This window comes from Olsenella profusa F0195 (assembly GCF_000468755.1).
Classification (GTDB): Bacteria; Actinomycetota; Coriobacteriia; order Coriobacteriales; family Atopobiaceae; genus Olsenella_F; species Olsenella_F profusa.
This window is the reverse complement of sequence record NZ_AWEZ01000047.1, coordinates 21504-32407: the sequence shown is the minus strand read 5'-3', so window position 1 is coordinate 32407 and position 10904 is coordinate 21504. Positions and strand designations below refer to the sequence as shown.

Annotated in this window: 16 protein-coding genes and 1 pseudogene; 12 read left to right on the top strand and 5 right to left on the bottom strand. The window is 64.7% G+C overall.

The window, feature by feature from the left end; genetic code table 11:
• Positions 1-29: 29 nt before the first annotated feature.
• The 5 genes and pseudogenes from HMPREF1316_RS07310 to HMPREF1316_RS15065 form a co-directional block, all read right to left on the bottom strand.
• The gene (locus HMPREF1316_RS07310; protein WP_021726299.1) at positions 30-1211 is read right to left on the bottom strand and encodes a tyrosine-type recombinase/integrase; all 1182 of its coding nucleotides are present in this window, start codon (positions 1209-1211) and stop codon (positions 30-32) included.
• Positions 1212-1214: 3 nt separating this feature from the next.
• On the bottom strand, positions 1215-2180 hold the full coding sequence (locus HMPREF1316_RS07305; RefSeq protein ID WP_021726292.1) for an Abi family protein: 966 nt from the start codon (positions 2178-2180) through the stop codon (positions 1215-1217).
• A gap of 172 nt (positions 2181-2352) precedes the next feature.
• Positions 2353-3057, bottom strand: coding sequence for an Ltp family lipoprotein (locus HMPREF1316_RS07300; RefSeq protein ID WP_021726306.1), 705 nt, complete (start codon positions 3055-3057; stop codon positions 2353-2355).
• Positions 3058-3120: 63 nt separating this feature from the next.
• Entirely contained in the window at positions 3121-3522 is a 402-nt protein-coding gene (locus HMPREF1316_RS14755; RefSeq protein WP_232204477.1) for a LexA family protein, read from the bottom strand.
• Between the two features lie 93 nt (positions 3523-3615).
• Positions 3616-3771: pseudogene (locus HMPREF1316_RS15065) on the bottom strand (helix-turn-helix transcriptional regulator); the annotation flags it as partial.
• Between the two features lie 106 nt (positions 3772-3877).
• Here HMPREF1316_RS15065 and HMPREF1316_RS07290 point away from each other — a divergent pair.
• The 12 genes from HMPREF1316_RS07290 to HMPREF1316_RS07230 all read left to right on the top strand — a co-directional run bounded on the left by HMPREF1316_RS07290 (position 3878) and on the right by HMPREF1316_RS07230 (position 10891).
• Positions 3878-4072: a helix-turn-helix transcriptional regulator gene (locus HMPREF1316_RS07290; protein ID WP_021726313.1), complete on the top strand. Its 195-nt coding sequence runs from the start codon at positions 3878-3880 to the stop codon at positions 4070-4072.
• A 497-nt stretch (positions 4073-4569) separates the two neighbouring features.
• Entirely contained in the window at positions 4570-4788 is a 219-nt protein-coding gene (locus HMPREF1316_RS07285) for an excisionase (RefSeq protein ID WP_021726303.1), read from the top strand.
• Positions 4775-5572, top strand: coding sequence for a BRO family protein (locus HMPREF1316_RS13260; RefSeq protein WP_021726293.1), 798 nt, complete (start codon positions 4775-4777; stop codon positions 5570-5572). Before HMPREF1316_RS07285 ends, HMPREF1316_RS13260 begins: the two co-directional genes overlap by 14 nt.
• Entirely contained in the window at positions 5569-5799 is a 231-nt protein-coding gene (locus tag HMPREF1316_RS07275) for a hypothetical protein (protein WP_021726335.1), read from the top strand. The genes HMPREF1316_RS13260 and HMPREF1316_RS07275 overlap by 4 nt, the downstream gene beginning before the upstream one ends.
• Positions 5781-6248, top strand: a complete 468-nt coding sequence (locus tag HMPREF1316_RS07270; protein ID WP_084620889.1) for a DUF4373 domain-containing protein — start codon at positions 5781-5783, stop codon at positions 6246-6248. The genes HMPREF1316_RS07275 and HMPREF1316_RS07270 overlap by 19 nt, the downstream gene beginning before the upstream one ends.
• A gap of 359 nt (positions 6249-6607) precedes the next feature.
• A complete protein-coding gene (locus HMPREF1316_RS07265) occupies positions 6608-6817 on the top strand; it encodes a hypothetical protein (protein WP_021726295.1) in 210 nt (69 codons plus the stop codon).
• Positions 6804-8000 (top strand): tyrosine-type recombinase/integrase, encoded by a 1197-nt coding sequence (locus HMPREF1316_RS07260; RefSeq protein ID WP_040651796.1) that lies wholly within the window; start codon positions 6804-6806, stop codon positions 7998-8000. Before HMPREF1316_RS07265 ends, HMPREF1316_RS07260 begins: the two co-directional genes overlap by 14 nt.
• Entirely contained in the window at positions 7993-8349 is a 357-nt protein-coding gene (locus HMPREF1316_RS07255; RefSeq protein ID WP_040651795.1) for a hypothetical protein, read from the top strand. Before HMPREF1316_RS07260 ends, HMPREF1316_RS07255 begins: the two co-directional genes overlap by 8 nt.
• Positions 8349-8618 (top strand): hypothetical protein, encoded by a 270-nt coding sequence (locus HMPREF1316_RS07250; RefSeq protein WP_021726329.1) that lies wholly within the window; start codon positions 8349-8351, stop codon positions 8616-8618. The genes HMPREF1316_RS07255 and HMPREF1316_RS07250 overlap by 1 nt, the downstream gene beginning before the upstream one ends.
• Positions 8611-9834 carry a ParB/RepB/Spo0J family partition protein gene (locus HMPREF1316_RS07245; RefSeq protein WP_021726333.1) on the top strand — a complete coding sequence of 408 codons (1224 nt, stop codon included), beginning with the start codon at positions 8611-8613 and terminating at the stop codon, positions 9832-9834. Before HMPREF1316_RS07250 ends, HMPREF1316_RS07245 begins: the two co-directional genes overlap by 8 nt.
• The gene (locus HMPREF1316_RS07240; RefSeq protein WP_021726301.1) at positions 9827-10171 is read left to right on the top strand and encodes a hypothetical protein; all 345 of its coding nucleotides are present in this window, start codon (positions 9827-9829) and stop codon (positions 10169-10171) included. Before HMPREF1316_RS07245 ends, HMPREF1316_RS07240 begins: the two co-directional genes overlap by 8 nt.
• A gap of 306 nt (positions 10172-10477) precedes the next feature.
• Positions 10478-10891: a single-stranded DNA-binding protein gene (locus tag HMPREF1316_RS07230; RefSeq protein WP_021726332.1), complete on the top strand. Its 414-nt coding sequence runs from the start codon at positions 10478-10480 to the stop codon at positions 10889-10891.
• Positions 10892-10904 lie beyond the last annotated feature (13 nt).

Here is a 10904-nt window from a genome sequence, read left to right as displayed (position 1 = left end):
CACCGAAGGTATGTGGCGTCAACCTGCGGCTATGCCGTCCCATGGGCTACCGATGGGATATCCCGGTTGTCTCCCTGGACGTCATCGAGCATGGTCGGCACGTGCTCCATGATGCCACGCGACAGGTCATCCGTGCTGGGCCGCACGTACCTCCTGTACGTGGTCACGATGTCGCTGTGGCCGAGCATCCTCGAGAGGTCCTCTACCCTGCCGCCGGCATGCAGGTAGCTCGTGGCGAAGGAGTGCCTGCAGTTCTCTATGGTGACGTGCAGGACGTCCCTGCCGGTCTCGTCGCACCAGGAGAGGAACCTCGCCCAGCGCCGCTTTGCCGTCGCCGGTGGGATCCTCTGCCCGCCACTGCCGACGAGAACGGGGCCCATGCGCACCGTGCCGTCTCTCCGTTGGTACTCGATGAGCATGCGGCATACGTCGTCCGGTATGGGCACGTCGCGCATAGACCCGGCGGTCTTGGTGCCCTTCTCGTCGTGCGACCCCTCGCGCCTCGACACGCTGAGGTACGCCCTGCGCACGTGGCACATGCGCCGTCGCGCATCGACGTCAGACCAGTCTAGGCCATACCTCTCCTCGGGCCTGAGGCCCATCAGCAGGCCCGTGACGGCGAGCACGCGGCAGAACCCGCCATCGATCGCCACATAGTCCCCAAGCGCCGCGAGGAGTGGCCTCATGGCCCCGAACGTCGTTATCACAAGACCGTTGTCGCGCCTCCTGCCGATGGGCGGCATGTCGTATGCCGCGCAGGCCGGGTTTGACGCCATCAACCCGTCCCCAACGGCCTGGTTCATGATCGTCCTGAGCGTACCGAGTGCCTTCTCGGCAACCCTCCTCGTCCCGCACGAGCCGACCATGCGCTGGATCATCGGGCGGGTTATGTCCCGCATGTCGATGCCGCCGAAAGCCGGCCTGAGACGCAGGCGGAGCTCCTTCTCGTACGTGTCGCGCGTCGATGCCGCGAGCCCTGACGTTGATGGCCACCACCACTGGTCAACGTACTGCCCGAAGGTGCAGCGCCCAGACCGGTTTCGTCTGGCGTCGCGCATGGCGACGAGCTTCGCGCGCTCCACCTTCGCCTCGCGCAGGCTGTTGCACGTGACCTTCTTGCGATCCCTCTTGCCGTCCAGGGTGAACCCGACGTACTCCTGCACGTCGTAGACGATTTGGCCCGATTTGAGCCGACGCTTAGAGATGGACATCGGTCACACTATCCCCGTGCGCAGGAATTGCTCAGTCTGCCTGTCTATTTCCGCTTTTAGCTCTGCTCTCATGGCATCATCGCCCTTGAACCCCATCTCTTCTAGCACCATCTCTGAAAGCCCATCTATTGGTGATAGATAGACAAATGCCTGTGCGATGCTCGACAGTGCAAGCGCGCTCTCGTTCTCAGTTGAAACGAGAGCGAGACACTTCATCATATCGATGAAACGTTTGTCTCTCCTGACGCCAGACTTGGCGCAGAACAGCCTTCCGCCATGGGCACAGATGTTCCTGAAGTCGGTAAGAATCGAATAGGCTCTTTTTAACTTGCGAGCTTTCAGGTGATTGGCTCCTATTGTCATACACAGAAGTCGACATGCCTCGTTCTGAACGCTTATTTCTTGCAGATCATAGAAGTGGGACATGTTACCGAACGTAAGCGCGTTGGCGAGCACCCATAGAGGCACGCCGTCATACGCGGTTCTGTAGTGTTCGATGTATGGCCTGTCTCTACCTCTGCCATCCCTCAGTGACTGCAGGGTCGATAGGAGCCTGATCAGGTTCTTCGTATAGTTTTTTCCACTGTAGTCTCTCTTTGAGCAGTAGCTTGCCGGATCAAGGTAATCATCAATTCCCCTGTGTCGCTCGCAGAAAGCGTGGACGGTTACTGTCTTCAGTGCCTTCTCAGCGCTGAGCAGGCAATGCGTCATCGAGAACCTCAGCATTGTGTCGAAGCGATAGAGTGCCGCTATGTGCTCTATCCTCGTGCCATCGCGGTACACCTCGACGTCCTTGTTGCACCTATCCTTATCGAGAAAGAACTCCTTGTAGCCATTGATCATTGAGTAGTAGTTGTTCCTGAGCAGAAGGTTCCTCGTTCCCTCCTCGTCACCTATGATTACACCTCTGCTCCGAAGAATCCCAATCTGCTCGTCTATGGTCTTGAATGGCTTGTCCCGCTCAGACAATGTGATCTCCAAACAGAAAAAGGAAGAGGGCCGCATGCCATCACATGGCAGCGACCCTCAACCAGGCTTGGACTCACTTAGAGACACCAAGCCGTATCACTGCCACTAATATACTCGCTTGAGGAGCGCTTTCAAACTATCATCACATTTATGCTTGCGCTCGCGTTCCGTCCTAGTCATTGAGGTGGTCGATTGCGTACTGCGCCTCCTCCTTGGTGAACTTCTCGCCATAGTCGGACATGAGCTGGTCCTTGATGGCCGATGGAGACATGTGCATCTCGCTTTCGTACTCCTTCGCCTTCGCGAGTGCGTTTGCCTTGTAGTCCGCCTGGAGGTTGTCAATCGCGTACTGCGCCTCGTCTGCAGTGAACTTCTCGCCATAGTCTGACGTCAGCTGGTCGTACAGCTTCGCCTTCGACAGGTGCATGCTGTCGCTGTAGTCCTTAGCCTTCGCGAGTGCGTTCGCCTTGTAGTCCGCCTGGAGGTTGTCGACGGCGTACTGGGCCGCCTCCTTGGAGAACTTGTCCGCATACTCCGACGTCAGCTGGTCATATAGCTTTGCCTTCGACAGGTGAACCGTGTCGTTGTACTGCTTGGCCTTCGCGAGGGCGTTCTTGTACTCGGCCGGCACGCTGTCGTCCTCGTCCTGCTTCTGCGCTGTCTGCTGTGGCTGGTCGCTGCCTGAGGACTGACCTTCCGACGCAGATGGCTGGCCCTGCGTCGTCTGCGACTTCGCCCCATGCGTCCCCCCGCCCATGGCTCCGCCTATGGCACCCAGGGCGACGAGGGCGGCGAACACGATCAGTATGACTTTGAGCTTGCCGCCCTTCTTCTTTCCCTGCTTCTCCCCGCCTCCGTGCTTTCCTTTCGCCGACATGAGTGCCGCCCTTCCGCCCCGTGGGGCAACCAATGGCCCCGATGGTGGGGTCAGACAACTAGGCTATCCCCGCTCTTCCTCGCTGGCAGCCTGGAACCAGACCACGGTGCCGACGAGCCTCACGTCTGCTGCGTCCCCCGTGAACACCAGGTCGTCATGTTCCGAGAACGAGTCTGCCACGAGCATGAGGCTCGACTGCCCGCGCATGTACCTCCTCATCACGGACTCTCCCGGCTCAGGCTCCGCCACGACGGCGCAGCCGTTCCACGGCTCGAGCGAGGGATCCACCATGACGAGGCAACCCTCCGGGTAGGACCTGTTCATGCAGTCACCGTCCACGCGCAGCATGAAGGCGTCCGGGTGGTTGCGGGCCACCGACTCCGGCACCTCCACGAGCCTCTCGCCTGGTATCTCCTCGCTCGCATCACCGGCATGGGTCGCGCCGAGCACCCTTAGCGGCACCATCGCGGACGAGGGGACTGGGAACATGAATTTACCAGCTGCTTTGCGCCACTCACCGTCAGCGTCAATGACAGTTCCCTTGTTTATATTGAAGTAATCGGCTATTCGTTGAACCGCGCCCATACGTGGGACAGCCCTGCCGTTCTCCCATTGGCTTACTGCCATCGGTGAGACGCCGGCAACATCACCAAATTCTTCTTGGGTCATGTTGGCTTCAAGCCTGATCTTCTTGATGTTGTCAGCAATAGACACTGGGAACTCACCTCATCTGCTAAAGCTTTTTTACAGAATATGACAAAAACTATTTACAGTCACTATATGTTTATCTATAGTTCCTCATATCGGAAGGAGGATATATATGGAGCTCAAGGATGCTCGGAAAGCAGCCCGCTACTCACAGGAATCTGTCGCTGGGTTTTTAGGAATTTCCAGGCCAACGTACCAAAAAATGGAAAAAGATCCAGGCATTGTCACCGTCGATGACGCACGAAAGCTTGCAAAGCTTTTCAACGTAAAGGTGAGCGATATTTTTTTCTACGAGAACTATAGATAAACATATAGTTCATCTCGAACCTTGAAACCCGAATAGTGCTGCAGGTACCGAACCAAAACGGCAACCGCAGGCATGACCGCAGGCATCCAGACGCGAACGCACATCGTGTTGCGCCGCTGGGGTGTCAGGAACCCGTGAGGGGATGCGGTCCAGGCAATGCAAGACCATCCCGTGCGCGGGATGGCGAATCAGGGACAGACCAATACGACACATTTTCGAGCGCCCCACGCGGGCGTCAGGATTCCGGCGCGCCGCTCGACATGGCAGCAGTGCTGGTCTCAAGGGCGGACGAACCGCGTGACCACCGCGGGGCCCCTGGTCCACTTCTCGCCAGGCGCCGTCCTGCCCCTGACGTCCCCGTGTGGCGCTCGAGAGACAGGAATGCCCGTCACCTGCGGCAACAGGGACGGGCTGGACACGGACGGAGGACTCATGCCCGTGACGATTATACCAGCGCCGCACCATGGACGCCTGTATCTGATGTCGTGGTGGGAGCCATGAGCGACTACCCACTCTACCTGACGGTCAAGCAGGCGGCCGCCATGGCCGGGATAGGCGAGAGGGCGATGGCCGGCTACGTTGACGGCCCAGATCCGCCGCCGATTCTCATGGTCGGAAGCAGGAGGTACATCCAGCGCGCGTCGCTCCCCAAGTACCTCGAGGAGCGGCAGACGTGGTTCTACAGGGACAGGAGCAAGGCTGATGGAAGAGATTAGGACGTTCGACAACCAGGAGTTCGGAGAGATACGGGCTGTCCGAGACGGCGACGGAGCACCGTGGTTCGTTGCAAAGGACGTGGCAATTATCCTTGGATACCGCGATGCCTCACAGCTCACGCGCCTGCTTGACACTGACGAGAAGGGTACGCAGCTGGTGCGTACCCCTGGTGGCATGCAGGAGCTGAGCACGATCAACGAGGGTGGCTTCTACAAGGCCGTGATGCAGCGTCGGGCCTCATACGTCAACGATCCTGACAACCAGGCGGCGATCAAGTCATTCCAGCATTGGGTCACGCACGAGGTGCTCCCCGCGCTGCGCCGCGACGGGGCGTACGTGGCGAGCGACGGAACGGAGGACGACGCGACCCTCATGGCCCGCGCCCTCCTCGCCGCCAAGCGCACGATCGCGAGCCGCGACGAGAGGATAGCGAGGCAGCAGGCCCGCATAGGGGCGCTCGAGCCGAAGGCGGGCTACTTCGACGCATGCATGGACGGGGAGCGGTGGTCGAGCTTCACGGAGGCGGCCCGCCTGCTCCGACAGTACGACGGGGGCATGACGCGGAAGCGGCTCTTCGAGCTCGCGCAGGCCGACGGGATCATAACCAGGGACAAGCAGGCGTCCAGGGTCGGCATCGACCGCGGCTACGTCCGCAACTACCAGCCGCCCGCGTACTTCGACCAGGTGACGGGCGAGATGGTGAGGCCGCGCCCGTACGCGAAGGTGACCGGGAAGGGCCTCTCGTGGATGGTGCGTCGTTACTGCAAGGGGGCGGTCGCATGAGGGGGCGCAGGCGCTGGGACGAGGCCGACAGGCTCACGCCCCTGCAGGTTGCGGCGGCGATACTGGCGGCGATCTTGCTGCTCGCGGCCTTCGGGCTCGCGGGCGAGGCTGACTACGAGTGCCGCGTCGGCCACCCGACGGCCTCGGCGGGCATCATGAATGAATTCAACTGCTCATTGGATACTCGTCTCCTTTGGGGGTGCGACGGATGGCCAGGAAGGCGATGACCGTCCAGGAGGCGGCCGACAGGCCGCTCCTCTGGTTCAAGCACTACGCGTCGGCGGCCGACGACATCAAGTGCCAGCGCCTGGTCATGAGGCGCGGGCGCGACGGGTACGGGGCCTGGTGGCGCATGTGCGAGATCCTGGCCTCTGCCACGGGGCACGCCGTGCCCGTCGAGACGGACGAGGACTGGGCGATGCTGGCGAGGGCGCTCTTCTGCGGCCCCGGCGGCGACGGCGTCGCGGAGTGCAGGGGGATCGTGGCGGACATGGTCGACGTCGGCCTCCTGGAGCTCAGGGACGGGACGGTCTCGAGCGAGAGGATGCTCAGGGACGCCCTGGCGCGCGGGGCGCAGGTGGCCGCTGGGTGCCTTGGCGGGCGGCCGAGCGGAGGCTCCGGCGGCACGCGCAAGGGCGGGAAAGGCGGCCGGGTGATCAGGTTCGAGCAGGGCTGAAACATGACTGAATTAGCAGCTAGAGACGTTGCGACAAATCCGCAGGCAGGTACGTGTTTTCTCAGAGAAACCGCAGGTAAAAACCCAAGGGTACCCCTTAGGTTAACCCAAGGGTACCCCTTAGGTTTCAACGACCCTAAAGCCTATAGAGGAGAGAAGAGGAGAGAAGAACACACCCCTAGGTGTTTCTTCTCTCTCCTCCCGACTCAACCTCACGAGAAGGGTCTCTCTCCTTGGCTACTTCCTCTCTGCGAATCGCGGCGCTGCGGCACGGAATTGGCGCCTGCGGGAACAGGTGTTCCCAAGGTTTTCAACATTTGGAGCGGGTTTTCGACAATCCGCAGGAAGGAGGGTACGCGATGCTCCCAAGGCTTGTGAACTCCATGACGAGGGAGGAGATCGAGAGGGAGGGCTACGAGGTGCCGAGCGGCGGCGGGACGGGCGGGAGGCCCGGGTGGCGCGTGACCGTCGAGGGCATGGACGACGCCCAGATGGACGCCATGACCGAGTTCCTGAGGGCCCACGGCCTCAGGGCCAGGAGGAGGATGGTCCCCCGTGGCGGCCGCTAGGGCGAGGGTCGCCAGGGACGCGCGGGGCGTGTGGTACTGCCGCCCGTACCTGGGCAGGGACGCATCCGGGAGGGCGGTGAGGCCGTACCGGTCGTTCCCGGGGGCGGCCACCGGGGCCGAGGCGCAGGCCCTGGCCGACGCCTGGGTGGCCCACCTCACCGGGGACGGCAGGGTGGCGAGCGCGCGGCTCGGCGAGCTGCTCGACTCCTACGTCGACGTGCGCGAGCGCAACGGGGCCTCGCCCAACAGCGTGCGCCAGTGGCGCTCCTTCGTAGCCAACCACGTCAGGCCCAGGCTCGGTCGCAGGGTGGCCCGCGACCTCACGGCGGCCGACATGGTCGGCCTCGAGCAGGCCCTCCTCGCGCCCAGAGGAGATGGGGGCGCTGGGCTCGGGCGGAACTCCGTCCTGGCCCTCCACCACTTCCTCAGGGCCGCGTTCTCGTTCCTCGTGGCCTCCGGGATCTGCGACGCGAACCCGATGCTCGCGGTCAGGCCGCCATCGCCCGACAGGGGCGAGGCGGCGGCGATAGGCGAGTGCGACCTGCCACGCGTGGCCTCGGCGCTGCTCTCGGCGGTGCGCTCGGGGGACGGCTGGTCTGACGCGGACGTGCCCGCGCTCGGCGCATGGCTCGCCCTCGTGACGGGGATGCGCGTCGGCGAGGTCTGCGCGGTGCGCCGCCGCGACCTCTCCCTGTCCGTGCCGGCCGTGAGGGTGGGCGGCACGGTGGTCGAGGAGCGGGGCCGGGCGCCCTGGCGCCGCGACCTCACGAAGTCCGGCCGCCCGCGCACCGTGTCCATCACCCGCGCCGACGCCGGCGTGCTCGAATCCGTCCTGAGGCGACAGGACGCATCTTTCGCGAACCCTAGCCAGTCGAGCGCCTTGGTGTCGGGTGACGGTTGTTTCGTCCGTCCATCGCACCTCTCAGGGGCGTTCAGGGGCATCCGCGACGGGTTGGGACTGCAAAGATCCATCACGTTCCACGGCCTGCGCCACACGCACGCCACGTGGTGCCTGGCGAGCGGGGTCGACCCCAAGACGCTCTCGGAGCGCCTGGGGCACTCTGACGTTTCGATAACTCTTCGGATATATGCACACGTCATGCCCGGCCGCGACGCGGCCGCCGCCGACGCCTTCAGGCGCGCGGCCATGGGTCGTGGCGGGGAATGGGGGAGAGATGGGTGACGCGGGAGGCGCGGTGCCAGGAGGCTCCGGGGCCACGCACGTGAGGACGTGCCGCAGGTGCGGGCGAACGCTGCCGGTCGAGTACTTCTACCACGTCGGCAGGGGCCGAGACACCGTGTGCTCGGGGTGCAGGCGCAGGTATGCGCGGGAGTGGTACCGCACGCACGCAAAGAGGCACGAGCCGCTCGGGAGGCGCTCGGAGAGCGCGGCGGCCTCGACGCCCGCGGAGCCGCGCGGCAGGTGGGCCGAGCTCGTGGAGCTCGGGGAGAGGCGCACCAGGGAGTACCTGGAGCGCATGGAAGGGAAGCGGATGGCAGGGCGTGACCGACTGATTGATTGGAGTGACTGATGACCATGTCGATGACCGACGCCTGGGAGGGCGACGGCGCGGAGGCGCTGAGCGTGTCGAGGGGAGAGCTGAGGCGCCTGCTCGGCCCGCACGAGACGGCGGACGGGCTGCTCGCGAGGGTGCGGACGTGCCACGTCGTGACCGGCGACGGAGGAAACCACGCCCCGCACTGCGACCTGTGCGGCGGGACGGTGTACGAGCTGATGCCGAGGTACTGCCCCAGATGCGGGGCGATGGTGACCGGCGAGATTGGAGATTGCGATGATTGACAGCAGGAGGATGACGGTGCGCGTCGCCGACGTGGTGCCGAACGACGGCAACCCGAGGAGGGACGCCGGCGACGTGGCCGCCCTGGCGAGGTCGATAGCGGCCACGGGAGGGGAGCCGGTGCAGCCGATAATCGTGGTGCCGGACGGCGGCCGGTGGCGGCTCGTGGACGGCTGGAGAAGGTGGCTCGCGATGCGCGAGCTCGGGACCGAGGAGTGCTCCGCGCTCTGCTTCGGGCGCATGGGCGACGCCGAGGAGGCCGTGTGCTCCATGGCCACCGACAGCAAGGAGAGGCTCACCGACGAGGAGGCCGCCCGCGGCTTCCAGACGATGCTCGCCCTGGGCGTGAGCGACGAGCGCGTGGCGGCCGTCGTGGGCACGCCGGACGTGGCCAGGGTCGGCAGGGCGCGCAGGCTCCTTCGCCAGGCGCCCGAGCAGGCCACCATGGACGGCATGCTGGCGGCGGCCGACGACGAGCTCGACGACGAGGAGCGCGCGAGCGTGATGGCGAGCGCGTGGCCCGCCGCGGAGGCGCGCAGGATCAAGGAGCGCCACAAGGCACAGGCGGCGCTCGCCGCGATCAGGGACGTGCTCGACGCCGCCGAGTACCGCGAGGGCAGCCGGCCGGTCGACCCCGAGAGGGAGGACCTCTCGTACCTGGGGATGGTGCGCTCGCCCGAGGAGGCCGCGCGGTTCGCCGAGGGGCACGCCGACGTGGCCAGCGTCGTCGCCTACGAGGCCGGGACCGGCTACGCGCTCTACGAGGCCCTGCCGGAGGGCGCGGGCGCGAGGGCGCGCGAGGCCAGGGAGAGCGAGCTCAGGCGCAGGATCGACGAGCACTGCGAGACCTACTGGTCCGTCTGGATGGACATGCGCCGCTACGTCCTCGCCCACTGGTCGACGCCGCGCGGCCTCCCGCACCTCGCGGAGCTCGTCAGGGGGAGGCGCGACAAGGCCGACCTCTCAGGCTGCTCTGAGGACGAGGCCGCCGACCTCATGGCGCCCTTCGACTCCGAGCCGTCCAGGTGGGAGGTCGGCAGCGCGCTGGCGGCCGCCATGGCCTACGGGGGCGTGCTCGGCGTCCACGGCGACGTCATGACGTACGTCACGGACAGGTTCACGGGGCCGTACGACGCCCTGGTCGCCGACGGCTGGGAGCCGGGGGAGGACGCGCGGGCCATCAGGGAGATGTGCGAGAAGGGGGACGGCGATGAGTGACGTGGCCCGCGGCCCCGCCGAGGTGGCGCGGCTCATCCTAGCCAACCCAGACCTGCCCGTGCTCAAGTGCGGTGGAGACGGCAGCGAGGAGGACGAGGACAGCTTCGTGCTCCACCTCGTGAGTGCATGGCTCGGCGCGTGGTTCGACGCCGGCGAGCGTATCTACGATATCGCTGAGTACGCCAACGACTGGTGCAATGAGAACTGGGAGAAGGATGGCGACCCGATGAGGGCGGAGGACCTTCCGCACGGCCCGTGCATCTGGCTGCGCATGGACTACTGGGAAGGAGCAAACAGGGAGATGTGCGAGAAGGGGGACGGCGATGCGGACGAGTGAGAGGTTGCTCAAGTGTCCGTTCTGCGGGGAGGACCCTCAGTTACTGAGAGACGGACGAACGGTCGCGCACGCGTGCATGGTGCTCGACAGGGAGCTGAGGGCAACGAGGCAGGCATGGAACACCCGCTGGCACGACTCTCCATGCACGCCCGAGGACCGTGCCAAATGTGTGCCAGCGCGCCCCGGCGACGACCTCTCTGGACCATGTGACGACGGCGAGGTCAGGCGGCAAAAGTCCGTGTGCCGCACGGCACACGGCGCAGATAAGAAGTAATTATCAGCAGAGTATGGGATGGAGTGGTTCTGATGAGCGTGAACGTGGTGTCGATATCCGGAAACCTCGGCGGCGAGGCGAAGGTCAGGGTGACGCAGGGAGGGACGTCCGTCCTCTCCCTCTCGGTTGCGGTGAACGAGCGCGTGAGGAACACCAATGGTGAGTGGGAGGACAGGCCAAACTGGGTGCCGTGCGTCATCTTCGGGCGCAGGGCCGAGGCGCTCGGGCGGCTGCTCTCCAAGGGGTCGCGCGTCGCCCTGTCAGGTCGGCTCCACGAGAGCCGATGGCTCAAGGACGACCAGCGCCGCTCGCGCCTCGAGCTCGTCGTGAGCGAGGTCGAGTTCCTGTCGCCCGCCCGTGGTATGGGTGGCGAGCAGGCGATGCCGCAGATACCAGTGCCGCAACAGGCCATGGCCGCCGTGGCGGACGAGGACATACCGTTCTAGGGGATTGGGGACG